We start from the raw sequence: 25440 nt of genomic DNA on the forward strand, positions 1-25440 counted from the left end.
GGGTTATATCCCGCCGAACGGTCCGGTCGACCGATCGTTCGACGGCCCGACGCGGCTCGATCGCGATCGATCACGACCGATCGCGCGTTCGATCCGGCAGTGAGCCGAACAGTATCTAGAAGCTTAGTATCGAATCGATCGAGGCGACGTCGACAGGACCGGATACGACACCGGTTATACTGTCGGACAGCAGTCAGTGAGCCGTCGGTCGCGAACTCGCGGCCATCATCCTTGGGTCGGCCGCAGTCGCGCGACCGATCGTCGAATCGTGCTGTCCAACAGTATTACTCGATCTCGGGCGACGGTTCCTCACCGTTCGGATCGTCGAAGAACGTCCGCAGGAGTTCGTGCTGGCCCTTTCGGAGGTGGTTGTGGAGCGTCGGCGAAGAGATCCCCATCGCATCGGCGATCTCCTCGGCCGTGCTCTCGCGGGGCCAATCGTAGTAGCCGCCGAAGTATGCAGCCCGCAACGACGCCACCTGGCGGTCTGTCAGGCGGTCCTCGAGTCCCTCCCGGAACTCACGGGCAGTCTGGACGGTCCGTTCGGCCTCCCGTTTGCCGACCAGTTCGGAGTCGGGAAACGCCGACCGGAGTCCGGAGACGATCGTCCGCAGGTCGGCGTCGGCCGCACATTCGGCGGTCAGCGTCGTCACACCGCCGTCGGTGACCGCCTCGAGGACGGTGACGCCGTACTCGGTGAGTGTCAGCGCCGGCGAGGAGCCGCGGACGACGAACTCGATACGCCATCCCTCCTCGTCGGTCTCGACCAGTCGGTGGTCGTCGATGCCGGGATCGTCGGCGGCGAGATCGAAGACGTCAGCCGGGGACGCACCCTCGAGTCGCAGGTAGTAGAGCTGGGTCGACTCCGAAACGGGGACGATCGAGTCGAGTTCGAACCGACAGTCGAGGCGATTCGAGGCGTCGACGAAGAAGGAGTCGTCGTCGCGACAGGCCAGTTCGAGTTCGACGACACGGTCCGACAACAGGAGATTGCGCCGGCGGACGGCAGCGATCGCGTAGCCGATCTGCTGACCGATCGTCTCGAGCCAGCGCCGTTCCTCGTGGTCGAAGGCGTCGGCTCTGTCGGTTACGACAGTGAGCGTTCCGTAGACTGTATCGCCGTACCACAGTGATACGCGCGCGATGGCGCCGCGGCCGGCGCCGGTTTCGTCGCTGCCGTCGTCTCGATCGATCGGCACGTCGACGCCGCGTTCGGACACCACCTTCGACTCGTCGGCGGCCGGCGGCTCGATCGCCGCTTCGGTCTGCCAGTCGTCGGGCACCAGTCGGTCGACGTCGCTGGGTTCGATCCCGCTTGCGGCGCGCCAGTTTGTGTGTCGACTCGAGTGGGTCGCACGGTCGATCCAAGCACACTCGTAGGCGCGGCTGCCCGTCAGGGCAGCACAGCTCTTCGTCTCGATCTCCTCGTGGTCGGTCGACTCGAACAGCGATCGGGTGACCGCACGGTGGGCCTGTGACACTGCGTACTGTTCCTCGAGTTCGTCGCGACGCGAGCGGACGGCCTCGAGTTCCTCGTGGGCTACCGAGACGTCACGGACGAAGACGGCGAACCCGCGGTGACGGCCCTGATCGTCCCGCAGCGGCGAGATGACTTCGGTCACGCGAAACTCGGTGCCGTCTTTGTGGACGCGCCAGCCGTCGTGTTCGTGACCCGACTCCTCCAGGGCAGTCGAGAGCGCCCGTTCGGGAACGCCCTCTTCGACGGCCTCGTCGGTGTAGAACGTCGAGACGTGTGTCCCGACGATCGCGCCAGCCCGGTAGCCAAACATCGACGCGGCGCTGCGATTCCAGCGCTCGACGTAGCCGTCGGCGTCGAGACGGAGCAACGCGTAGCGCTCGCTCGCCGCGAGCAACAGCCGAATAACGCTGTCGTCGCTCACGACGGGGCCGCCACTCGAGCGGGCGTGGCCGGGTCCGGACGGCCGCTCGACGTCCTCGAAGGCGTCGACGATCTCCGCGTCCGTCGGCTCGGGAAGGTAGGGCTCGAGGGCCTCGAAGCTCCCCCAGCCGCCGGCCGCCTTGACGACCCGGGGGTTGACCGCGTGCTCGACGAGTGCCGTCCGAGCGAAGTAGCTCCGGAGATCGCCCGTTGAGACGTCTGCCAGTCCCGGCTGATCGAACAGGTCGCTGGCCCGGTCGGCGACGTCCGAGACCAGCATCTGGAGCCGCCGTGGCGTGACGGGAAAGATCCGATCGTCGGTCGTCAGTCCGTTACTCCGGGCGTACCGGCGCAGTTCCCGTTCGACGCGGGTCGGCAGGTACGCCGTCCGTCCCGACCCACCGTCGGTGTCCGGCACCCGAATCAGATACCGCGGCGGATCGATCCGAACCTGGTCGATGTCGTCGACGGTGATCGCGGCCAACTCCGTCGGCCGGAGACCGACGTCGCCACAGAGCCGAACGACCAGCGCTTCCCGATACGTTTCGGCGGCGTCGAGGAGCAACTCGTACTCGTCGCGCGTGAGTTCCGACGGGTCGGTCTCCTCGAGACTCATGCTTCGCTCTTTCAAGCGGACCGAATATAATTGTGTCGCCCTCTCGGAGTACTTCGAGAAGATTAGCGGGAAGAATGGCTGTTGTCGGTCGAACTCGGATTTCGTTCTATTTGAATACCCGAAATAGCGAGGGATGATCAGTCCTCGAGGATCTCGGCCTGGATCTCGCCGACGATCTCCGGGTTCCGCAGAGCGCTCGTGTCGCCCAGATCCTCGCCGTTCGAGATGTTCTCGAGCAGGCGACGCATGATCTTGCCCGAGCGCGTCTTCGGCAGTTCGGGCGTAAAGAGGATCCGCGTCGGTCGAGCGAACGGGCCGATCGCTGTCTCGATGCTGTCGACGATCGCCTCGCGAACCGCGTTCTCGTCGTCGTAACCGCCTTCGGTGCTTACGTAGGCGTAGATTTCGGTGCCGCCGGGCTCGCTCGAGCGACCGACGACGGCGGTCTCGGCGACGCCGGGGACGTCGGTGATCGCGCTCTCGATCTCCATCGTGCTCAGCCGCCGTCCGGAGACGTTGATCACGTCGTCGACGCGACCGAGGACGGTAAGGTAGCCGTCCTCGTCGATCCGGGCGGCGTCGCCGCTGAAGTAGCGCCAGTCGTCGGCGTCGGGATCCGAAAAGCGGTCCCAGTACTCGGAACGGAACTGTTCGTCGCCGTCGTATAGCGTCCGAGCCATGCCAGGCCACGGCCGAGCGATAGTGAGATAGCCCGACTCGCCAGGCTCGACTTCCTCGCCGGCGTCGTCGACGACGCGGACGTCGATGCCGGGCAGTCCCGGTCCGGCGGCTCCCGGTTTCATTTCGTCGACCGCCGGAAGCGTCGACACCGTTACGGCACCCGTCTCGGTCTGCCACCAGGTGTCGACGACGGGGACGTCCCCGCCGCCGATGTGCTCGCGATACCAGTTCCAGGGACGCGGACTGATCGGTTCGCCGACCGAGCCGAGCAGCCGCAGCGAGGAGAGATCGTGTCGGTTGGGGTACTCCTCGCCCCACTTCATGAACGCGCGGATCGCCGTCGGCGCGGTGTAGAAGACGTCGACCGCGTTCCGATCGACGATCTCCCAGAGCCGATCCCGGTCTGGGTAGTCGGGTGTCCCCTCGTACATCACCGTCGTCGTTCCCAGTGCCAGCGGCCCGTAGACGATGTAGGAGTGGCCGGTGATCCAGCCGATGTCGGCCGCACACCAGTAGGTGTCGTCGGGTTTGACGTCCAACACGGCGTGAGCGGTCCAGGCGACGTGTGAGAGATAGCCGCCGGTCGTGTGAACGACGCCTTTCGGCTCCCCGGTCGTTCCCGAGGTATACATCAAAAACAACATGTCCTCGGCGTCCCGCGACACCGGCTCGACGGTCTCGCCCGTAAACGTCTCGCGAAGCTCGTGATAGTCGTATTCGTCGTCGCCGAGGACGTGTGGCAGGTCCTCGCCCAGTCGGTCGACGACGACCGTTCGGACGTCGTGCTCGAGTTTGAGGCGAGCGTTGTCTGCCTTGCTCTTCTGGTTGAAGGCGTTGCCCCGCCGATAGTAGCCGTCACAGGTGAGCAGATACTCGCTGTCGGCGGCGTCCATCCGGGTCGCCAGCGCGTCCGCCGAGAGACCAGCGAAGACGACGTTGTGTGGGGCGCCGATACGGGCACAGGCCAGCATCGTGATCGGCAGCTCCGGAATCATCGGGAGATAGATCGTGACGACGTCGTCTTCCTCGACGCCGAGTTCCCGCAGGGCTGTTGCGACCTCGTTGGTCGCCACGTACAGATCGCGATAGGTGTAGACCTCGCGCTCGCCGCGTTTGCCCTCCCAGCGGATCGCGGCGTGGTTCTTGCGTCCCGCCTCGAGGTGGCGATCGACGCAGTTTTCGGCGGCGTTGAGTTTCCCGCCGGTAAACCAACGGTAGAAGGGTGCATCGTCGTCCTCGAGGACGGTCTCGTATGACCGGTCCCACGAGAGCAGTTCGGCCGCCCGGTCCCAGCACTCGGGCCAGTTCTCCGCGAACGATTCGTAGATCTCCGGATCCGTGACGTTCGCCTGCTCGACGAACGCCGACGGCGGGCTCCGGGGAGCGCCGGTGAGGACGGGGTGATCTCGCCCCCGCCCGTTCCGTTCGACCATGTCTTGGTCGGACCGAAGGTAGTCAGGTGAATAAGCGTTGCCTCCCGACTTGTACGTTCCCGCGAACCGCTCGTACTGGTGGCACCCACGATTATACTACCAGACAACAGTCAGTACACACCCGATCGCGTCTCGAGTGCGATCGGTGTGTGCATCGTGTTGTCCGGAAGTATACCCAGTCGTTCACTGGAACTGTAGGAATCGCCGATCGTCGCGGTCACCGACGGCCGGATAGCAGACGACGAAGTTGCCGTCGGTCGCTCGAGCCACCGTCGTCGGTACCCCTCGCAACGCAGGGTCCCAGCCGACCGTCCCCCGACGAGCACTCACCGGAACGACGAGGTCGGTGTCGGCGACGGTTTCCTCGAGCACACGGCCAACGGCCTCCCAGTCGTCGACGCGTTCGAACGTCGCAGGGACGTCCGGCTCGACGAGGTCGAACAGCCGCTCGAACTGGTCAGGGTTGTCGTCGACGACGACGGCACGAATCGATGCGCCGACCTGCTCTGTGAGGTGTTCGATCGTATGGACTGCCCCGGGGAAGCCATCGTTGTGGTGGATCCTGGGCGGGAGAATCACGACGACCTCGCTCGTCGTATTCAGCGGCTGGTGGACCCGGGAGACGAGCACGAGTTGATTCGTCCGGATCAGCACTCGATCGATCACGTGGCCGAACACCCGCTGGTGGCGCGGCTCCCCGTCCCACCCGATGACCAGCGTCGTGATCCGATTCTCGAGGATCGCCCGGATGATCCCCGAAGCGACGTTGTCTTCGATGCGGGTCTGAGAGTCGACCGGCACCTCGGCACCGGCAGTGTAGGCTTCGGTCTCCTCGAGGGCGGCCTCGATCGCCGCGACGTCGGCCTCGGCTCGCGGCCCCGGACGGGCGACGGTCAGCGTGTACAGCGGTTGCTCGTCGCCCGGTTCACGAACGAACAGCGCGAGGTCGAGCAGGTGATCCCGGTGTTGTGACCTACGGGAGAACGGAACCAGAACGCGCTGTGGGGCCGTTCTGGTATCGTATTCGGTGTGTTCGGAGGTACGGACGACCGCCCGTCCGTATCGATCGACGATCGTCGGGCTGACGACGCTGACGACGAGGATCATCAACACGACGGCGTTGAGCATCGCCTCGCCGAGCAGGGCCGCCTCGAACCCGATGAGAACGATCGCAAGCGCCGCCGCAGCCTGGCCGACCGAGAGCCCGAACATCGTCATCGTCTCGTCGTGGGAGTAGTCGTACCGTCGTGCAGTCATCCAGGCCGCGGCGTACTTCGTCACGAGCACGAGGACGACGAAGGCGACGGTGAGCGTAACCGTCTCGAGGCCGTCGGTCAGGACCCTGACGTCGACGAGCATACCGACCGACAGCAGGAAGAAGGGGATAAACAACGCGTTCCCGACGAACTCGATGCGGTTCATCAACGTCCCGTGTGCGGGCACGAGCCGATTGAGCACGAGTCCCGCGAGGAAGGCCCCGACGATGTACTCGATCCCCGCGAGATGGGCGAGGAAGGCACAGACGAACAACACCGCCATCACGAACAGGAACTCGAAGTAGCTCTCCTGGTCGATCGTCCGGAAGAACCATCGCCCGAGTCGCGGCACGAGCAGCCAGACGCCCGCGAAGAAGACGACCAGTCCGACGGCCAACTCGAGCCAGAACGTCGGCCCAAGCGTTCCCTCAGCACCCGCGATGACGACCGCGAGGACGAGCAACGCGAGCGTGTCGGTGATGATCGTTCCGCCGATCGTCGCCGTAACGCTCTCGGTCTTAGTGATTCCGAGACGGCTAACAACGGGATACGCGAGCAGCGTATGCGAGGCGAAGATCGCCGCGAACAAGGCTGCGGCCCCGAAGGAAAGTCCCAGCAGGGTGTAGCCGACGACGGTCCCGACGGCCTGGGGGATGACGAACGAGAGAAGTCCGAAGACGACGCTGCGGTCCCGGTACTCGATGAACTGGGAGAGATTGATCTCGAGGCCCGCAACGAACATGAGGTAGACGATCCCGACTTCCCCGAGCAGGACGATCGTCTCGTCGCGCGATAAGACCCCGAGGCCGTTCGGACCGATTGCCGCACCGACGACGATAACGCCGATGATTCCCGGCAGCCGATATCGAGCGAGAACGAGCGGCGCAACGAGGAAGACGAGCATCGCGATCCCGAAGATGAGGATCGGATCGTCGATCGGCAACCCCAACGCTAGTGGCCTCATATCCTCGCTCCTCTGCGAGCCGAACCGCTGTCCGTCATTTCCGATGCAACCGCGATCCGTCCCGCGATTGCATCGGGACATCGGGACAGCAGCCCGTACGGGCTGTTGTCGACACCGCTCGATGGCCCCGTCCGAACACGCTTCTACTCGAGCGAGCAACGGCCGCCTATTAACGGCCTCGGGTCGCTTCGGTTTCTGCCGATTTCTGGACCGACAGGAGGATCATAAAAACACGAACAGTGGATCCGCGTCGGCTCATACTGTCGGACAGCACGAGTCTCCGGTCGGTCGCCCGACTGCGGCCGTTGCCGACGGTGACGGCCGCGCGTTCGCGACCGACCGCGCACTGACTGCTGGCCGGCAGTATCATAGGCCAGCGATCAGTCGACCATCGAGTCAATATCGGAGACGTCCGCGGGGTCGACGTCGGCGTCCGGCTTGCGAACGACGTAGACGTCGTATCGCTGGTCGCTGGCGACCGGACTCCCGACGCTCGATTGCGGAGCGATCACCGAGCCGGCGTTCTCCGAGCCGATGAAGACCACTGACGCGCCGATATCGCCAGCGACCCGCCGAATCTCTCGAACGACGTTTTTCGTCGCAGTCGCGGTGGGTTCGTCGGAGCTGACGCGTTCGGTACGGAACGTCGCCTCCGGGGCGACCTCCTTCGCCCGCGTCTCCAGACCCGCTTCGATGGCTTCGTCGTCGAACGGTTCGCCCTCCGTGATCCAGCCTCGTTCGCGGGCATAGTCGGCATCGTCGGGAATAACGGTCAGGACGACGAGTTCCTCGTCGAGCAGGTCACCGAAGTCGGAAGCTTTCTCGAGTGCGTTTCTAGCTAGTTCCGAGCCATCGAAGGGGACGAGTAGCGTCATACATCTATTTCATACGACAGAGGAAGTAAATGTTCGCCCTCCAGAAATGGACAGCGCTCGATCAGTCGTCGGTACCGACGACGAGCACCGGACGATCTGCGAGTCTGACGACCCGATCGGCGGTACTGCCGAGGAGTTTTCGGCGGAACTCGGATCGTCCACGTGCTCCGACGACGATCACGTCTGCGTCGCAGTCGTCGGCCACCGCGAGGATTTCCGCGTGTGGAACGCCCGATCGGATCGCCGTCTCGACCGATATCGAGGCGTCCCGGGCCGACGCTTCGACGGTCTCGAGCGTTGTCTCCGCCTCGGCCCTGCGCCGGCGCTCGACTTCCTCGGGATCGACGATCGCGTTGTCGTAGTCGGTCCGGCTCTCGAGGACGGCGACCGCGTTCAGCGTGGCGTCGTACTGTCGAGCGAGATCGACCGCGTGGACAGTCGCGTCGCTTGCCGTCTCGCTGCCGTCGGTCGCAACGAGAATCGAATCGTACATCGGTCGCAGTTCGCTCCAGGGGGACAAAACTCCGGGGGACGCGACCGGGTCGTCACGAAACCTCGAAAGCCTTTATGACACGGTTCGTAGCGACGGGTATGTCCGACGAAGTTCCGGTCACGCGTACGGATCTCCTCGTCCTCATCGTCGTCTCGCTTACGGGCGGAACACTCATCGCCTCGCTAATGCTGACGCCAGCGATCTCTCCCCAGTTCATCAACGCTATTTTCGTCGGCACGATGTTGCTCGCGTTCTTCCTGTTCATTCCGATTATGGGGGCGCGGCTGTTCATCGACGACTGGAACGACGAATAATACTGTCGGATAGTATACACAGTTGCGGGGCGTGTCGAGCGATCGGGAACGGGCCCTATCAGTTTCTATCGGGCATCGTCGAGTGACGCGCGGTCCCCTTCATGTCGGCGCGATCGGACGGGGGTGGCGCCATCGTCGAATGGCGTGTCGGTCCGCCCGACGCCCCCTGATCGCCGGAACCGAGATCGGTCTCGAGGAGTCCGTCTTCGTCGTCTTCCGTTTCGCTCTCAGCATCGTCGTCTCCGACGGAGCTGGCACTCGCCTCCTGGAGACGCTGCTGGAGCCCCTCGAGGTCGTCACCGGCGTCGGCGAACGTCGACTCCACCGTCGATCGGAGCTGCTCGCCGAGGTCGTCGCTGCTCCCTTCGTCCCCGTTTCCGTCGCTTTCGTCTTCCGCCTCCGATTCGGACTCGGAGTCCCCGTCGTCCGCGAGGAGGTCGTCGAGCCCGCTGGCCTCGCTTGCGGTCTCGGCGACGGACTCGATCGCCGCTCGAGTGTCGCTGGTGTCGCTTTCGTCGCCGTCTTCGTCGGCCGCGTCGGCTCCGTCCGAACCGATCGAGTCACGTAATCCACCGACGGCGCTCTCGAGTTCCGCCTCCTCGTCCCGGTCGGCGAGATCCGAGAGCGTCAGCAGTCGACGCAACTCCTCGACCTGTTCGGGGTCGCCCTGTGCGATTGCCGCCGGGATCGAGTCCGGCTCGCTGCCGTCAGGTAACTCGTCCAGGCCGACCGCCTCGAGCAGTGCGTCCGGTTCCGTCTCCTCGAGGAGCTCGTCCGCCCGCGCCGCGGTCTCGAGGAGGTCGGACTCGCCGTCGGCGTCCTCGAGCAGCGATCCGCTGGCGGTCTCTGCGTCGTGGAGGATCTCGTGGACTCGCTCGTGGAGCTCCTGATTTGCGTCGTTCATGGCATGGGGTGGATCGTGTCGTCGTTCGATCGCCGGGACGCCTGTTCCTGTCGCCGGCTGTTGCCGGCTTGAGTGTGACCCTCGTGCGCCTGAAGCGTGATTTTACGGTCGCTTTATCAGTCGGCCTCGGCCTCCGCTTCCTCGCCGTCGTCTGCGTCCGGCTCGTCGTCGCCCTCGTCGGTCACGGCTGCGATGATCTCCTCGGTCATCTCCTCGCGGCTGAGGTTGGCTTTCACGCCGACGTCTTTGGCCACCGACTGGAGGTCCTCGTAGGACATCACGCCGAGGAAGTCCTCGAGGGTCTCCGCCCGGAGGTCCGCGATATCGCCGACCGACGGTTCGGATTCGTCGTCGGCCTCGGTTTCGGTCCCTTCGTCGGTGTCGTCCGTCTCCTCGGCTGCTTCGGTCTCCTCGTCGGTAGATTCTTCCGCACCGTCCTCGACGCCTTCGTCCGTCGCTTCGTCTTCGACTTCGTCGTCGGTCTCCGCTGTTTCATCGTCCTCTTCTACTTCAGCCGCCTCGGCTTCCGCTTCGTCCTCCTCGCCTTCGGCGTCGTCCGTGAGCAACTCGTCGAGTCCGCTGGTCTCGCTCGCGCTCTCGGCAGTGTTGCTGACGCCTTCCGCGACCGACTCGGCCGTCTCTCGAGCGCTCTCGGTCGCGCTTTCGGACTCTTCGGCGTCGGTCTCGGGTTCGGTCTCGGCGTCTTCCTCGTCGGTATCGGTCTCGAGCAGTCCTTCGAGGTTACTCCCCTCGGTAGCGCTTCGAGCCAGCGACTGGACCGAATCTTTCGCGTCGCTGTCCTCGATCGTCTCACGGAGTGCGTCTCGAATCGCCGTCTTGAGGTCCGCCTGGAGTTCGTTTCGGTTCTTGTTCTCCTCGATTCCCTGTGCGATTGTCTCGTGGACCGCACGGCCGATCGCGGCGCCGAGTTCGCGGCCGACTCGCTCGCCGAACTCGCGACCGACCGCAGCGCCGATATCGCCGCCGTCGATGCTGTCTTCGATGTTACCATCGCCGAAGAGATCGGCGACGTCGAGCTGGTTGTTGACCTCCTGGGTGACCAGTTCCGTGAGTCCGCTTTCACTCATCGCGATCACCTCGAGTAGTGATCGGTGAGCTGGTTGGGTACGTTCGACGCATGATTACTCCTCCTCGGATTCGCCGTCCGATTCGTCCTCGGCAGTCGATTCGGACTCGTCCGTCTCGTCACCGTCGTCGGCCTCGGACTCGCCTCCCGAGTCGTCTTCCGTTTCGTCCGTCTCCTCCGCTTCGGATTCCTCGTCGGCGTCGGTCTCCTCGTCTTCCACCTGTTCGTCCGGTTCGGCCGCTTCGTCTGTCGACTCGTCTGCCTCGTCCATGTCCTCCGTTTCGTCTTCCGGTTCTTCGACCGCTTCAGCGTCCGGTTCGTCGGGTGCGAGCAGTTCGTCGACGACCATCTCGCCGATCGTTCGGCCGATGGACTCGCCGACCTTTCGGCCAACGAGCGCGCCGATCTGTCCACCGAGGACCTCCCCGAGTGGCTGGTCGTCGTCGATCTCGTCTTCCCACTGCGTGCCCTCGACTAACTCGTCGATGTTGACATTCTCGGTTACCTTCTCGTAATCGATCCGCTGTGTTACGGTGCCGGCGTCCTCTCCTCCGTGTTCGGTCTCGGTTTCGGTCTCGCTTTGGCTCTCACTCATAGTTAGGCGGCCTCCTGTGTCGCGTCGGGTTGCTCGCCTGTCTCGCCCTGTTCGGTCTCCGGCTCGAGTTGCTCGAGCAGCTGTCTGATCACCTGGCTGACGACCGTCGCCACGAGGTCCTCGATCGGAAGTCCGGGAATGAGACCGACCAACCGTTCTTTCAGCCAGCTCGTGGCTCTGGCGATCGGACCGGGTGATTCGGAGTCAGTCTCCTCGTCAGCGTCGCCCTCGGTCTCCGCCTCATCGACGTCGGCTGCTTCCTCTTCGTCCGGAGCCGCCTCCTCGGCACCGCCGAAGAGTCCACGGAGCCACTCGATCGGCTTCCCGAGGACGTCTTTCAGCCGGCCGACGAGCGAGGCGATCAGGCCACCGGACTCGGCCTCGTCCTCGGCTTCGCCTTCGGCCTCCTCACCGCCGATGCCCAACAACTGACCGAGCAGCTCCCTGGGCTTGCTCATCAGATCACTGAGGAGCTCTTTCGGCCGCTCGAGGAGCCCGCTGAGGAGCTCTTTTGCCTTCCCCGGGAGCTGTTTGAGCAGTTCCACTGGCTTGCTCAGCAGCGATTTGACCTTGTCCAGCATCGCACCGGGGCCGTCCAGCAGCCCCGTCACCGCGGACAGGAGGTTTCCAAGCAGGTTGTTCTCGCCTGGCCGCGCCGACACGTCGAGCTGGACCGGGTTCAGGTTGACCTCGAGGCCGAGCAGATCCAGAAAGAGCCCGTCTATATCGAGATGCAAGACTCCGGAGGCGTCGTCACCCTCGTAAACGTCTTCGGCGTCCGCGGCGTGGCCCTCCGCGCGGTCGTCCTCGACGAGATCACCCGTCTCGTCCCTGCTCTCTTCCGCTTCGGGCTCGTCCTCGTCTTCTTCGACTTCGGCTGCTTCTTCGTCCTCTTCTTCGACTTCGGCTGCTTCTTCGTCCTCTTCTTCGACTTCGGCTGCTTCAGTCTCGTCCTCGAGTTCGTCGGCCGTTTCGTCCGACTCCGTTTCGGCCTCGTCCTCGGGGGCTTCGTCTTCGACCGCCTCGTCTTCGGCTTCTTCGAGTTCGTCGTCCGCGGCTTCGGACTCCGCCGTCGCTTCGTCTTCCTCGGCGTCTTTCTCGAGGCCGTCGGCTTCGGTTTCGTCCTCGAGTTCTCCTTCGGGTGCCGTTTCTTCGGTCTCCTCGTCGCCCTCGTCCGCAGCGTCGTCCGCCTCGTCTTCGTCGGCCATCTCCGCCTGGCCGCCGTCGGGCAGCACCCTGCGGTTCGGTCCCTCCGCGCGCTCACCGTCGTGATGATGGTCCGAGGGGTCCCCGACTGCCGTGGGGTCCGAACGCTCCTCGAGACCGTCGTCGTCCAGGCCCGGTGTCATTATACGCGAAGATACACGAGAGTGAGCGTTGTGGTGATTTCCCTTGCGTGTGCGACTCTCGGGCCCTATCGGCCGTTCGTGGCGTATACAGGGTGTCGGAGCGAGAAATCGATAGCCGGAGTCAGGTCGAGTTAACACTCGAGTTAGCGATCCGACTCGAGATCGGTGACGTGGAGACGATACGCACCGCGGGTCACGCCGTCGTCGTGGTAGGCGACGGGCTCTTCGATCGCTGCTACGGTCCCGTCGTCGATTGCGGCAGCGGTCGCGACTCCCTCGAGGCATTCGCTGACCGTCGGGCCCGACTCGCGGTCGAAGAAGCGAACGGCGTGGGTGTCCGGGTCGCGGACGCGGAAGTTCTGGGCACAGGGTGTGACGACCGTCGCGTCGTCGGTCGCGAGACCGTGGACGAAGCCCCGAACCGCGTCGTCCCACACCGGCTTGCCGTCGGCGTCGAACGTCGCGATGCGGTGTTCGTTCGGATGTCGGTTCTCGGTCTCGCGGCTCTCGACCGCGTAGGTGTTGCCGGTCACGAACGTCACGCGGCCGTCCTCGGCGGCCACGTGGTTCGGATAGGCATAAAGCGTCTCACCGTCGATCTCGGTTTCGACCGCCAGGTCGACGTGCCACCGCTCGGCACCGCCAGGGCCGAGCAGGTAGCCACGCTTGTCGCCGTGGCTCGCGACCGCGACCGTCTCGCCGTCGATTGCCACGTCGCCGACGCGGCGGTCGCCTTCCGTTCCGGGATCCCAGGTCCACTCGAGGTCGCCACCGTCAGCGGTTTCACCGCCGCCGTTTCGCGACGACGCAATCGTCGCGCTTCCGGCCTCGAGCACGACGAGACCGGTGTCGTGGTCGCCCATACAGCGGTTGTAGCCGACCGCGAGCCGTTCGCCGTCGGCGTCTATGTCCAAGGCGATCGGCGACGCGTCGGTCTCGTAGCGCCAGCGAACGGTCCCGTCGGGCTCGAACGCGTAGACGGTACTGTACCACTGGCGCGTCTCGCCGTCGCGTTCGTATCGACGTGCAGCCGCGTAGCAGGTCTCACCGTGGGTCTCGAGGGCGACCACGTACGGCAGATAGAAGATCGAGTCCTCGGTGGGCTCGCCGAGGTCGTCGACCGTCTCGTAACACCAGCGCTGCTCGCCCGTCGTGGCGTCGTAGGCCGCGATCGTGCCCGTTTCGCCACGACCGGCGACGACGATCGCGTCCGGCTCGCCGCCGTCACTCCCGGCGTCGAGCGTCGCGATTCCGATCGCGTGGTCCGGGTGTGTCGCCGTCCAACGGGTCTCGAGAGAGTCGACCTCGCGGGCGGTGACGGTCCCGTCCCACTCGCCAGTAACGACGAGGTTGCCGCCTGCAGTAACGTGGACTGCCGAGCGGGTCCACATGTGCCGGCTACGGGCGACGTCGATCTCGCCGAGCGGGGCTGACCGGCGTTCGAATCCGCGTTCTCGGTCGACGTCAGCAGCGTCGCTCATCCTCACTCCTCGACCGGGAACGTTTCGTGGAGGGTGTCGTGGGCCTCGCCGAGCCCGTCGACGATGCTCCCGCCCTGGACGCGAAGCCGCTCGATCGCTCGCTCGGCGTTGCGGACCTCGAGCAGTCGACCCCGCGTGTAATCGTATTCGGGGTCGTCCGCGTCCATCGCGGCGACTTCCTCCTCTAGGTCGACCAATGTGGCGTCGAGGTGTCGCTCGAGTTCCGTCAGCGTCTCGGCCTCGACGAGCCCCTCGATCGGTCCATCGAGATGGCCCTCGAGTTCTTTCCGTGCGTGTTCGCGAGTGCTCTCGTCCCCGACGCCGAGGACGTTCATCAGTCCGAGTCGTAGTGCTTCGATTTCGTGACAGCTCATGTCTGTTTGTGTTCGTTTTCGAGATGGGGTGGTAGTCGCTGGTTGGCGAGCGATACGTCAGAGGGTCTGATCGACGAGATCGCTAACGATGCGGTCCCGATCGAGGTGGTCGGAGACGATTCGTTCGGCATCCGACGCTTCGACGTCGCCGTACCAGATCCCGTCCGGATAGACGGCGACCATCGGTCCGTCGCCACAGCGTCCGAGACAGGACGACCGCGTGATGCGGGCGTCACAGTGCGCAGAATCTCTGGCTTCCTGGCGGAGTCGCTCGAGCACCGCCGGCGACCCCATGTCGGCACAGGTCCGGTTCGTACAGACCGCAACGTGTTTTGCCGGCGCGTCGTGAGTGTGGGGCTCGTCGTCGACGTTCTCGCGGTCCGCGTGGGCCTCCTGGTGGGCGAGCGCACGGAGCATGGCCCGCGCGCCGCCGACGTCCTCCTCGTAGCCCTCGAGGTCGACTTTGTACTTGCAGGTGTCACAGGACATCTCGACGCTATCGCTGCGCGCTTCCTGCCAGCGGTCGGCGAGGACGTCGAACAGCCGCGAGTCGGTCCCAAGCGGTTCGCCGGCCAGCGCGGAGACGTAGGGATAGTCGTCGTCGAAGTCGACCGTCCAGTCGCGAACGCGCTGGGTGAGGACGCCGTCGCCGAGCATGTAGGGGAGGACGACGACCGCGTCGGGCCGGTGTTTCGAGAGTCCGTGGAGCGTCTCCTCGAGGGTCGGCTCGGTGACGCCGATAAACGAGGCGTCGACGCGATCGAACGCCCGCCCCTCGTAGAGTAACCGTGCGAGTTTGTGGACGTCGGCGTTTGCGTCCGGATCGCTCGAGCCCCGTCCACAGAGCACGACGGCGACGTCGTCGTCCGCGCGGTCGACGCCCAGTTCGGCCTCGACCGCGGCGGCCCGGTCGTCGAGGAGGTCCAAGATTGCGGGATGGATGCCCAGATGGGCACCGTTGTCGATCTCGAGGTCGTGGGTCGCGCGGGCCTGCTCGATCGCCAGCGGCACGTCGTTTTTGACGTGGCTCGCGGCGAACAGCGAGCAGTGGACGACCGTCACCCGCGAAACGACCGCCGCGAGTTCGGCAAACGCCTCCTCGAGCGACGGTTTTGCGAGTTCGAGGAACGCGGCATCGACCGGGATCCCCAGTCGCGACTCGAGGCCGGCGGCCAGTTCCCGAACCTGTTCGTTCGACTTCTCGCGACGGGAGCCGTGGCCGATCAGCAGGACGGCTTCGTCGTCGAACGCGGACGTGGAGGCGGTGTCATCGGGTGTGTGCATCGTGATCGTCTCGTCTTACGTGTCGTAGGCGTCGGCCTGTTCGAGGCTCCGCTCGAGTTTTCGGCGCCGACTGGGAGCGAACAGGCCAGTCGCCGTACAGTCCTCGTAGAGCCACGTTCCGAACTCGGGGACGACGTCGTCGTCGACGCCGAACCAGTAGCCGCCCGAAGCGGTCTCCGAGAGCTCGCCACAGGGGGCGTCGACGGGACAACCGGCGATCAACTCCCGTGTCAGTTCGAGCAGCTGCCGGTCGTCGTGGACGAACGAGATCCCGACGGTGCCACTCGAGGACTTGAAGCAGATCGTGCCACAGCCCTCGAGCAAGCCCCGCAAGAGTTCCTGCTCGTAGCCCGCAAAGGCTTCGAAGCGATAGTTGCCGCGACCGTCGACCGGGAGACCGAGCACGCTGTTGCGGCCGAGTACCCCCGATTCGTCGCCGCCGATCGAGAGAGTGTACTCGTCTTCGGTCCGCGTGATCGACGTGTCGTGGGCGTAGTCGCGGCTGACCGTCTCCCGATCGAGATCGCCGCCGGCGACGGCCGCGAGGACTTCCGCCGAGGTCTCGTCTGTGGTCACCACGTCGATGCCGTCGGTGGAGACAGTCCCGCTGCCGGCGACGTGGCCCCAGAAGTACGCCGTCGCGGGGTGGCCCGCGAGCGGGTCGGCCGGGACGTCGACCTCGACGGATGCCGATCGCTCGTCGCGTGTCGGCTGTGTGTCGCTCATTCGCCGACCTCCTCGACGACGATCGCGTCGGTCGGACAGGCCGCGGCGGCCTGTCTGGCCTCGTCGAGACGGTCGTCGTCGAACGTCGCGACGACGCGTGTCGCATCGTCGGTGACCTCGCCGTCGCAGTCGTAGACCGGATCCGCGTCCGGATCGATCGTCGCGAGGCCGTCTTCGCCTTCGACGAATCTGGGATCGCGGGTCAGACAGGCGAAGATGCCGTCGCAGGCGTCTTTCTCGATAGTGATTTCGTATCGTGGCATGGTGGATTCGTGCTCAGTAGTCGTACTTCGTCTCGTAGCCCCGGGGCGTGACCATCCGGTCGTCCCAGACGTAGGTATCCTCGGTGCCGACGACGATCGTCGTCGTCATGTCGATGATCTCGTGTTCGCCCAGCTCCTCGAGTTCGCCGAGTTCGGTGATCATCACCTGTTCGTCCTCGCGACCGGCGCCGTGAACGATCCCGACGGGCGTGTCGGGATCGCGGTGGGCCAGCAAGATCTCACAGCACTTCTGGAAGTTCTCCCGGCGCTTGCGGCTCCAGGGGTTGTAGATCGTAATCGTGAAGTTCTCGCTTGCGACCGCGTGGAGTCGGGACTCGATCTCGGGCATCGGGACGAGGTGGTCCGACAGCGAGACCGAGACGGTGTCGTTTACGAGCGGAGCGCCGAGTCGTGCCCCACAGGACTGGGCCGCCGGCACGCCAGGAACGACTTCGAAGTCGACCATCGACGCCGTCGCGCCCTTGGACTCTAAGATCTCGAGTGCGAGTCCGGCAAGCGCATAGACGTTTGGGTCGCCGCTCCCGACGATCGCCACGTCGTTGCCCGCGAGCGCACGATCGATCGACTCCTCGGTGCGGGAGACCTCGCCACACATCGGCGTGTCGTAGATGTCGTCGGCCTGCTCGGTGATCTCGTCGGGAATCAGTTCGATATACGTCGTGTAGCCGACGAGGTGGTCGGCCTCGAGCAGGGCGTTTTTGGCCCGTTCGGTCATCCCCTCGGGGTGGCCGGGGCCGAGCCCGACGGCGATCAGCTGCCCGGGTTCGGCGTCGAAGTCGTCGACCGTCGCGCCGACCTCCTGTTCGTTGCTCGAGTCGTCCGAACTCGAGGCCCCGCAGCTCGATCCCGACGATGAGGAACTGGACGTCGAGGCGCCGCACTTGGAACTCGAGTCGTCCGAACTCGAGGCACCACCACACTTCGACCCGCTCGAGGCATCGGTTTCGCTGGTGCTCGAGGCGCCACAGTTGGAAGTCGATTCGTCGTCAGCGTCTGCGTCAGTGTCCGTACTCATGGTTGTATCGTGGTATCGGTCAGAAATCGTCGACGTCACGCCCGCCGCGGGGCGTGACGAGGTACGTTCGGTCGTCGTTGCTCCAGGTCTCGGTCTCGTGGTTGCCGATGATCAACGAGGTACCCATTCCCGAGACCTTGTCGTCGTGGTCTGCGGCCTCGCCGAGGGTCGTGACGAACTCGCTTTCGCCGTTGCGGCCGGCGTCGGCACGACCGGCGTCGTTGACGATCGCCACGAGGGCGTCGTCAGTGCGCTCCTCGCGGACGATCTCGACGGCCTGCTCGTAGTTGCGCCAGCAGTTGTACAGCACGATCACGAAGTCACTGATCGCGGCCGCGCGCAGTTTCTCCTCGATCTCGTCCCAGCCACGCCACTTGTCCGACAGCGAGACGGTACAGAAGTCGTTACACAGCGGCGCGCCGACGTTTGCCGCCCCGCCAAGCGCCGCGGTGAGACCGGGGACGATCTCGATCGGCACGTCCGTGGCGTCGTCCTCTTCGGCCATCTTGAAGATCAGGTCGGACTTGCCGTACACCGAGGGATCGCCGCCGGAGACGTGAGCGACGTCTCTGCCCTCCCGGACGTGATCGAACGCCGCGCGGGCGAGTTCGATCTGGCGACCCATCGTCGAACGAACGATCTCCTGTTCGAACCCGTCGTCGCGGGTCGCGATCCCGTCTTCGTCGACGGCGTCTTCCGGCGGCAGCGTTCCGTCATCGCGCAGGAACTCCTGGTAGAGACTCGAGGCGATGACGACGTCGGCCGACTCGATGACGCGCTTTGCCCTCGTGGTCATGTGTTCGGGCAGCCCGGGGCCGATGCCGACGACGTAGAGGGTGCCGTGGTCGTCTGGCGTCCCGCCGGCTCCGCTACTCGAGTCTGCAGTGTCGGATTCGCTTTCGCTCATTTGCCGATCGCCACCGTGACTTCGTCCTCGTAGCTGATCTTCTCGAGTACGAGTTCCTGCTCGCGGCCGCCGGCGATCGCCGACGCCTCCGAGACACCGGGCCAGCCGATCAGCTCCTTCGATTTCGAGGGCGTCGGCCCCTCGTGGTCGAGCAGCGTCTCCTTGTCGAAGGCGACGACGCCCAGATCGAGTTCCTGGGCTGCCGCGAGCAGCCCCTCCTCGTCTTCCTTACGCGTCGCGGTGGCGACGAACTCGACGTCCTCGACGCCGTAGTCGGTCCGCTCGAGGGCTTCGTCCCAGGCCTCGAGGAAGGCCGCGGTGTCGGCACCGGAGACGCTGCCGGTGCCGATGACGACGCCGTCGTCTTTGTTTCGTTTGAGGACGGTGACGTCGTCACCTACCAGGACGGCCTTCGGTCCCTCGAGTCGCTCGACGGGGCCGAGGGTGTCGTCCAGCACGGCGAGATTGGTTTTGACCGTCGAGTCGCCGTTGACGACGTGGGCGTCCATCGCCTTCGCCTTCGACTCGACACCTTGCTTGCCGGCGGCCTCCGAGGCCGTGGTCATCGCCGGGACGGCACCCATCGTCGCCAGATCCTGTGCGACCTGGTTGGCGCCATGGTGGCCACCCGTGATCGGGATCGCCCACGTCAGTTCCTCGTCGACGACACAGATCGCAGGATCGTCCCACTTGTCGTCCAACAGGTGGGCCGTCTTTCGCATCGCGATCCCCGAGGCCATCAGGCCGATAAAGCAGTCGTACTCGCCCCAGTGGGCCTCGAAGACGTCGCCGTGGTACTCGAGGATCTCGATCGACTCGTATCGATCCTCGAGTTCGGCTTTGATCTCCTCGGCGGTCTCCATCTTGCGCTCGAAGGAGACGATCGCGATCTCCTCGGCGACTTCGCCGTCCGAGTCCGGCGTCGAACAGTGACCGCCGTCCGATCCGTCGTTCGTCTCCGTGTTCTCAGTTTCTGAACTCATTGTCGAATCACTGTCGTCACGAATTCGTCCATTTCACGTGCTATCGACCCGTCTCGTCCACCGCGGGGCTGGGGGATTTCACCGTGTTTGCGGTCTCGAGTCCAAAGCGTCTCAGTCATCGCTCGCCTCCGGTTCGCTCGCGTTTTCCGCCGAACTGTCCGAAGAACCCCGGTTCGCCCAGTCGCCGTAGAGATAGGAGCGCTCGTAGCCCGCGCCGGTCACGGCGTCGCCGATGACGACCAGCGCCGAGGCCCGATAGCCGGCCTCCGCCACTTTATCGGCGATATCGCCGATCGAACCGACAATGACGTCTTCGTCCGGCCAGGAGGCGTGGTAGACCACTGCAACTGGCGTCTCGGGATCGTGACCGTCCTCGAGGAGCCGATCCATCGTGTCCCGAACCGCGTGGGTCCCCAGGTAGATACAGGTCGTCACGTCGCCCATCTCCACGAAGTCGGAGATGTGGTCTTCCTCCTCGCTTAGGGTCTTCCCCTGGGGTCGAGTGAACGCGACGTGATTGGAGACCTCGTTGAGCGTCAGTTGGGTCCGCAGGGTCGCGCTGGCCGCAAACGCGGAAGTGACACCCGGCACGAAGTAGGTCGGGACCTCCTCGTGCTCTAGGGCATCCATCTGCTCTTTGGCCGCGCCGTAGATCGCCGGATCGCCGCTGTGAAGGCGGACGACGTTCCGGTCCTCCTCGTAGGCGTCGCGCATGAGCGGGATCAGCTCCTCTAGGTCCTTCCCGACGGAGTTGACGAGCTCCGCGTGGGCACAGTACTCCTCGAGGAGTTCGCTGTTGACCAGCGAGCCCGCATGGACGACGAGATCCGCGTCCTCGAGCAGTTCCTTTCCGGCGACGGTCAACAGTCGCGGGTTGCCGGGACCGGCGCCGACGAAGGGGATCCCCGCCTGCTCGTCACCGGCGCTGTGCTCGAAGATCCGGTCGTCTAACTCCTCTCGCCGGCGGTCTCCCTGTGCATCGATCGCGTTTTGGGGGTCGCCGTCGTCTCCAGCTTCGTCTCCGTTGTCGTCCGTCTCGGTCGTGTCCACCATTAGTACCAGTGCTCGTTACAGTCGCCGTGTTCACAGCCCTCGGCACGCTCGAGGTCGACGAGTTTGCCGTCGACGTCCGAATCCTCCGGTAAGGACCGAAACTCGACACCTCGCTCGCGTTCGGACGATAGTCCGTCTTCCGACAGTCGCTCCGTGACCGGCGACTCGCCGCCGTCTGCGATCGACTCGCCGCCTGCGGTCGCGTCGTCGGGCTCGGTATCGTCGTCGCTCGAGGTGTCGTCGGTCGTCGAAAACGCCGCCGTCGCCTGCTCGACCTCGAGGTCTTCCTTCTCGGCGTAGGCGAGGGTGTAGTAGTCGCGGTCGTCGACCGCCGCGGGATCGTCGGTGACGATCGTCTCGCCCTGCTCCATGAAGAGTCGCCGGCCGTAGGTCACCTCGTAGCCGGACTCGACGAGTCCCTCGTGGGTCGCCGGCGCGTCGGTAACCTTAAAGAGGATCATCCGGTCGGGCCCCGTCGGACTGTGGCCGTCGGCAGCCTCGCGAAGCGAGAGCCCCGCGCCGGCCTCGATCTCGACGCCCAGCGCGGTCGCAAACGCCGTCACGGCGCTGACGCCGGGAACGATCTCGAGGTCGACGTCGGGATGGAACGCGTCGATCGTCCGCCGCAAGTGACCGAACGTCGAGTAGACGTTCGGATCGCCCAGCGTGACGAAGGCGACGTCGCCCTCGCGGGCGTTGGGCGCGATCTCCGCTGCGGCTTCTTTCCAGGCCGCACGCAGTTTCTCTTCGTCTCTGGTCATCGGGAAATCGAGGTCCCCGATCTTCGACTCGTCGACGTGTTCTACGGCGACGGACCGGGACAGTCGACCCGGCGAGTAGACCACGTCACAGTCCTCGAGAAGGCGCTTTCCGCGGACGGTCACCAGATCCGCCTCACCGGGACCGAGCCCGATGCCGTACAGCGTCATTGTGGCTCACCTCCGCATCCGTCGGCGGCGACGGTCGTCCCGTCTTCATCACCGTCTGCGTCCGAGTCGGGCGTCGCACTCCCGACCAGCATGTAGACCGGGTTGTCCGAATCGAAACTCGTCGCACCGGCGAGTTCGTAGCCGTGGCTCACCTGGAACTGGACGACCTCCTCGAGGAGGTCGCGCTCCCGGAAGGCCTCCGTGGCTCGGCCGGCGACCTCGAGTCGGGAGACGTTCATCACGATACGGTCGACCTCGGTCTCGACGGCGTGGTCGAGGACGGCCTCGAAGTTCCGGCTGCCGCCGAGAAAGAGGGCGTCGGCGTCGGCCGGCAGGCCATCGGGCGCTTCCGCGTTTCGCAACTCGACGTCGGCCTGTACCGTCGCTTCGTTCGCGGCGAGGTTCCGCTCGGTCGTCTCGAGCCGGCTGGCCTTGCGCTCGACGGCGGTCACCCGTCCGGCTCGCTGTGCGGCTTCGATAGTAACGGCCCCAGTACAGGAGCCGACCTCCGCGAAGTGGTCGTCGTCCTCGAGTGCCAACTTCGAGCGGACGACGGCCCGGACCTCGGGTTTGGTCGGGCCGGCCTTCGCGTCGTGTGGAAGCGCGATGGGTGGCATCACCCGTGGAAACAGCCGCCTCCCCTAAAACAATTTTGTTTGGAGTAGAGAAACCATGGTTGCCCATGTGTGGTTTCGATAAGCCAAACGTGGTTGTAAAATCGTGCGTGACAGTTGTCTCGAGCGACTGATCTGTGGAGGACGACTCGGTTTCGAGCAAGAACCGACGGCGCCCCTCATACAGACTGCTGTAACGATGTACCGCCGATCGCCAGGACGGGGTCGGCGATCGGCGGTAATTGACTACAGGAGACCGTATCACTCACTGTCGGTCGGACCTGTCTTCCGGCACAACCACGAGTCGGTCGCGACGCCGGTATCGCTTTCAGCCGACCGTCTACCACTCCATCCCGCCGTTGATCCCGATGACCTGTCCGGTCATGTAGTCGGCGTGATCGCTGGCGAGGAACCGAACCATCCCCACGATGTCTTCGGGTTCGGCGAAGCGGTCCAGCGGGATGTCCTCGCGGATCTTCTCCTGGACGCGGTCGGGGACCTTCTCGAGCATGTCCGTCTCGGTAAAGCCGGGCGCGATACAGTTGGCCGTCGAGTCGTGACTGGCGAGTTCGAGTGCCAGCGTCCGGGTAAACGCAAACAGGCCGCCCTTCGACGTCGCGTAGTTTGCCTGTCCGTAGTTGCCTTGCTGGCCGACGACACTCGAGATGTTGATCAGCCGCCCGTGTTCGGAGGACTTGATGTCCTCGTAGAAGGCGTTCGTGCAGTTGAACGTCCCGTTTAGGTTGACGTCGATCACCGTCTGCCAGTCCTCGTAGGTCATGTTCTCGAACGTCCGGTCGACGGTGATCCCCGCGTTGTTGACGAGGACGTCGATCTCGCCGAGTTCGTCGTGGACCTCCTCGACCATCCGCTGGACCTGGTCAGGGTCGGCGATGTCGGCCTGCACGGGGACGGCCGTCTCGCCGTTGGCTTCGATCGTCTCCGTAACCTCCTGGGCCCGCTGTTCGGCCGACCGATAGTTCACGGCTACGTCGGCGCCACAGCGGGCGAGTTCGAAGGCGATCTCGCGGCCGATTCCCCGCGAGGAGCCGGTGACGAGACAGGTCCGGTCGGTCAGCGGCTTGCGCTCTAGGGGCTCGAGTCGCTGGATGCTTTCGGACATACAGTTGACAGTACGTTGTCCTTCGTGTTAATTATTTGACTGCGTATCAATTTCGGTGAATACTTCGAAAAAGAGTCCGAGACACCGTTTCGTCGGGAGTACGGATCGCCGACCGTCGCTTATACTGCCGGACAGCAGTCAGTGCGCGATCGACTCGAGGAACCGGTCGAACGCACCGCTTGCCGCGTGGACGTGGGCGTACGTCCCCAGCGACTCGTACTCGGTCAGCCCGTCGTGCTCGCCGTCGATCCCGTCCCCACGGACCGTCTCGAAGGCAAAGCGGGCGTCGCCGTCGACCGCTGCACTCGAGTAGTGAAACTCGTGGCCGCGAAGCGTCTCGCCGGCGGCGGCGGTCACGGTCCCATCGCGGGCCTCGAGTTCGACGTGGTCGAGTGCCTGGTAACGGTCGTGCATCGTTACGTCGGCCGGCAGGATCCCCGCCATCTCGTGGCAATCGCCGTCGGCCGTCGTCAGCGACCGACTCATGGCCATCAGGCCGCCACACTCGCCGAGGACGGGCAGACCCTCACTGGCGCGGTCGCCGAGTTCCGTGAGCGTCCCCGACGCTTCGAGGTCGGCAGCGTGGAGTTCGGGATAGCCGCCGGGGAGATAGACCCCGTCGCAGTCGGGGACTGGGTCGCCGGCGACCGGTGAGAACGTGACCAGATCGGCACGCTCACGGAAGCGCTCGAGCGTCGCCGGATACCGGAAACAGAAGGCGGCGTCGTCGGCGACGGCGACCGTCGCGTCGACGGGATCGCGGGGACGGTCGACTGGCTCGGCGGGTGCCGGCGGCTCCCGCGCGATATCGGCCAGTCGTTCGGCTGCGAGCGATTCGGCCGCCTCACGCAACGCGTCGGTCGGGAGCGCGGCCTCCGTGCCCATCTCGAGGCCGAGATGTCGGTCGGGGATCTCGAGCGCCGAGTTCGGCGGGACCCGGCCGAAGTACTCGAGGCCATCGGGGAGGGCGTCGCGGATCCCCCGCTCGTGGCGACCGCCGTGGGCCCGCTGGGCGACGACACCGGCGACGGAGACGTCGCGGCCGATCGTCTCGGCGTACTGCTCGAAGCCCAGCGCGGTCGCCGCGACGCTTTCCATACCCGCTTTCGCGTCGACGACGAGCACGACGGGGAGGTCGAGTGCCTCGGCGACCATCGCCGTGCTCGAGCCGTCGCCGTCGTACAGCCCCATCACGCCCTCGACGACGCAGACGTCGCCCTCGCCACGATGATAGTTCCGCCGGAGCCCGTCCTCACCACAGAGCCACAGGTCGAGCGTCCGGGAGGGTCGGCCTGCAAGCGCCTCGTGGTGGCTCGGATCGATGAAATCCGGCCCCGCCTTCGCGGGCTGGACGTCGTAGCCAGCGTCGGCGAGTGCCTGGACGATCGACAGCGTCGCCACCGTCTTTCCGACGCCGGAGCTAACACCGCCGAGGACGAACCCCCTCATCGCGATCCCCTCGAGCGAGTCGCCAGTCGGTCCGCATTTCCGTTCATCGTTGTCGTTGCGTTAGCACAACTGTACTTGAATCCGTCGGTGACGGTGATGAGACTCGACGATGTGGCGGCCGAAGGGATCGGGGACCGAAACCGAGTTGTGGCACGTCTCCGTTCGAGACACTGACACCAATGAGCGACGCGACGACCGCAGCCGAGCCGATCGCCGCACTGAAAGAACGCGCCGGCGTCGTCAACGCCCTCATCGACGGCACGCAGACGGTACTCGTTCGTCACCCGACGCTCGATCCGGGAACGATCGACGAACGGTTCGCGCTGTATCCGGCCTACTCCCACCAGGAGCCCGGCCGCTACCAGTCCCGGTACGAGAACTACTACTATCGCGCGAGCGCCAAACCCGACGCGGGCGTCCCGATTCGTGCCGTCGCCGACGTCCACGAGGAGTACACCGTCTCGAGCGACGATCTCGAGGCGCTGGCCCGACACTACGTCTACACACCCGACGGCCTGCGAGACAAGTACGATCCCGACGACGACCTGCGCGTCCTCTTGCTCCGGGTCGCCGAACTCGAGTCGCCCGCGATAGTCGAGGAACGACCCGCCTACCGGGGCTGTCGGGCCTGGATCGACCTCGAGGCGGACGCAGACGTCGACCGCGAAGCGGCGACGCCGGTACTCGACGACGCGACCTTCCTCGAGCGGCGGGCCGCGGTTCGCGACACGCTCGAGTGACTCGAGTGGGA

The 25440-nt window shown here is 65.2% G+C and carries 24 protein-coding genes; 2 read left to right on the top strand and 22 right to left on the bottom strand.

The genetic code is table 11. The features are described 5' to 3' along the window. Nucleotides 1–284: 284 nt before the first annotated feature. From RBH26_RS13065 to RBH26_RS13085, 5 genes are all read right to left on the bottom strand, one after another. The gene (locus RBH26_RS13065; protein WP_306758779.1) at nt 285–2516 is read right to left on the bottom strand and encodes a bacterio-opsin activator domain-containing protein; all 2232 of its coding nucleotides are present in this window, start codon (nt 2514–2516) and stop codon (nt 285–287) included. Nucleotides 2517–2653: 137 nt separating this feature from the next. Further along, nucleotides 2654–4630, bottom strand: a complete 1977-nt coding sequence (gene acs, locus RBH26_RS13070) for an acetate--CoA ligase (RefSeq protein WP_306758780.1) — start codon at nt 4628–4630, stop codon at nt 2654–2656. Nucleotides 4631–4813: 183 nt separating this feature from the next. Next, entirely contained in the window at nt 4814–6850 is a 2037-nt protein-coding gene (locus RBH26_RS13075; RefSeq protein ID WP_306758781.1) for a cation:proton antiporter, read from the bottom strand. 380 nt (nt 6851–7230) lie between these two features. Then, the gene (locus RBH26_RS13080; protein ID WP_306758782.1) at nt 7231–7725 is read right to left on the bottom strand and encodes a universal stress protein; all 495 of its coding nucleotides are present in this window, start codon (nt 7723–7725) and stop codon (nt 7231–7233) included. Nucleotides 7726–7786: 61 nt separating this feature from the next. Continuing rightward, nucleotides 7787–8218, bottom strand: a complete 432-nt coding sequence (locus tag RBH26_RS13085; protein WP_306758783.1) for a universal stress protein — start codon at nt 8216–8218, stop codon at nt 7787–7789. 98 nt (nt 8219–8316) lie between these two features. Here RBH26_RS13085 and RBH26_RS13090 point away from each other — a divergent pair, with 98 nt between their 5' ends. Continuing rightward, nucleotides 8317–8532 (top strand): hypothetical protein, encoded by a 216-nt coding sequence (locus RBH26_RS13090; RefSeq protein ID WP_306758784.1) that lies wholly within the window; start codon nt 8317–8319, stop codon nt 8530–8532. A 58-nt stretch (nt 8533–8590) separates the two neighbouring features. Here RBH26_RS13090 and RBH26_RS13095 read toward each other — a convergent pair whose 3' ends face one another. The 17 genes from RBH26_RS13095 to RBH26_RS13175 form a co-directional block, all read right to left on the bottom strand. Then, a complete protein-coding gene (locus tag RBH26_RS13095; protein WP_306758785.1) occupies nt 8591–9436 on the bottom strand; it encodes a hypothetical protein in 846 nt (281 codons plus the stop codon). 116 nt (nt 9437–9552) lie between these two features. Next, complete coding sequence (locus RBH26_RS13100; RefSeq protein ID WP_306758786.1) at nt 9553–10524, bottom strand: hypothetical protein; 972 nt, start codon at nt 10522–10524, stop codon at nt 9553–9555. A 54-nt stretch (nt 10525–10578) separates the two neighbouring features. Then, nucleotides 10579–11118: a hypothetical protein gene (locus RBH26_RS13105; protein ID WP_306758787.1), complete on the bottom strand. Its 540-nt coding sequence runs from the start codon at nt 11116–11118 to the stop codon at nt 10579–10581. Nucleotides 11119–11120: 2 nt separating this feature from the next. Next, nucleotides 11121–12467, bottom strand: coding sequence for a DNA primase (locus RBH26_RS13110; protein WP_306758788.1), 1347 nt, complete (start codon nt 12465–12467; stop codon nt 11121–11123). Nucleotides 12468–12610: 143 nt separating this feature from the next. Further along, a complete protein-coding gene (locus RBH26_RS13115; RefSeq protein WP_306758789.1) occupies nt 12611–13948 on the bottom strand; it encodes a PQQ-binding-like beta-propeller repeat protein in 1338 nt (445 codons plus the stop codon). A 2-nt stretch (nt 13949–13950) separates the two neighbouring features. Beyond that, a complete protein-coding gene (locus RBH26_RS13120; protein WP_306758790.1) occupies nt 13951–14322 on the bottom strand; it encodes a DUF3209 family protein in 372 nt (123 codons plus the stop codon). A 57-nt stretch (nt 14323–14379) separates the two neighbouring features. Then, the gene (locus tag RBH26_RS13125) at nt 14380–15606 is read right to left on the bottom strand and encodes a CbiX/SirB N-terminal domain-containing protein (protein WP_306758791.1); all 1227 of its coding nucleotides are present in this window, start codon (nt 15604–15606) and stop codon (nt 14380–14382) included. A 15-nt stretch (nt 15607–15621) separates the two neighbouring features. Then, nucleotides 15622–16332, bottom strand: coding sequence for a cobalamin biosynthesis protein (locus tag RBH26_RS13130; protein WP_306758792.1), 711 nt, complete (start codon nt 16330–16332; stop codon nt 15622–15624). Next, entirely contained in the window at nt 16329–16595 is a 267-nt protein-coding gene (locus tag RBH26_RS13135; protein WP_306758793.1) for a ferredoxin, read from the bottom strand. The genes RBH26_RS13130 and RBH26_RS13135 overlap by 4 nt, the downstream gene beginning before the upstream one ends. 13 nt (nt 16596–16608) lie before the next feature. Next, nucleotides 16609–17631: a precorrin-3B C(17)-methyltransferase gene (gene cobJ / locus RBH26_RS13140; RefSeq protein WP_306758794.1), complete on the bottom strand. Its 1023-nt coding sequence runs from the start codon at nt 17629–17631 to the stop codon at nt 16609–16611. A gap of 19 nt (nt 17632–17650) precedes the next feature. After that, nucleotides 17651–18538, bottom strand: coding sequence for an SAM-dependent methyltransferase (locus RBH26_RS13145; RefSeq protein ID WP_306758795.1), 888 nt, complete (start codon nt 18536–18538; stop codon nt 17651–17653). Continuing rightward, the gene (cbiG, locus tag RBH26_RS13150) at nt 18535–19521 is read right to left on the bottom strand and encodes a cobalt-precorrin 5A hydrolase (protein WP_306758796.1); all 987 of its coding nucleotides are present in this window, start codon (nt 19519–19521) and stop codon (nt 18535–18537) included. The genes RBH26_RS13145 and cbiG overlap by 4 nt, the downstream gene beginning before the upstream one ends. A gap of 111 nt (nt 19522–19632) precedes the next feature. Continuing rightward, complete coding sequence (locus RBH26_RS13155; RefSeq protein WP_306758797.1) at nt 19633–20574, bottom strand: cobalt-precorrin-4/precorrin-4 C(11)-methyltransferase; 942 nt, start codon at nt 20572–20574, stop codon at nt 19633–19635. Next, nucleotides 20574–21503, bottom strand: a complete 930-nt coding sequence (locus RBH26_RS13160; RefSeq protein ID WP_306758799.1) for a cobalt-factor II C(20)-methyltransferase — start codon at nt 21501–21503, stop codon at nt 20574–20576. Before RBH26_RS13160 ends, RBH26_RS13155 begins: the two co-directional genes overlap by 1 nt. Further along, the gene (gene cbiT, locus RBH26_RS13165; protein WP_306758801.1) at nt 21500–22120 is read right to left on the bottom strand and encodes a precorrin-6Y C5,15-methyltransferase (decarboxylating) subunit CbiT; all 621 of its coding nucleotides are present in this window, start codon (nt 22118–22120) and stop codon (nt 21500–21502) included. Before cbiT ends, RBH26_RS13160 begins: the two co-directional genes overlap by 4 nt. A 337-nt stretch (nt 22121–22457) precedes the next feature. Next, on the bottom strand, nt 22458–23240 hold the full coding sequence (fabG, locus tag RBH26_RS13170) for a 3-oxoacyl-[acyl-carrier-protein] reductase (protein ID WP_306758802.1): 783 nt from the start codon (nt 23238–23240) through the stop codon (nt 22458–22460). Between the two features lie 138 nt (nt 23241–23378). Then, entirely contained in the window at nt 23379–24689 is a 1311-nt protein-coding gene (locus tag RBH26_RS13175) for a cobyrinic acid a,c-diamide synthase (protein WP_306758803.1), read from the bottom strand. 179 nt (nt 24690–24868) lie between these two features. Here RBH26_RS13175 and RBH26_RS13180 point away from each other — a divergent pair, with 179 nt between their 5' ends. After that, nucleotides 24869–25429: a DUF1802 family protein gene (locus RBH26_RS13180; protein WP_306758805.1), complete on the top strand. Its 561-nt coding sequence runs from the start codon at nt 24869–24871 to the stop codon at nt 25427–25429. Nucleotides 25430–25440: the final 11 nt, after the last annotated feature.

Origin of the sequence: Natronolimnohabitans sp. A-GB9, from assembly GCF_030848565.1 — an archaeon.
Taxonomy (GTDB): domain Archaea; phylum Halobacteriota; class Halobacteria; order Halobacteriales; family Natrialbaceae; genus Natronolimnohabitans.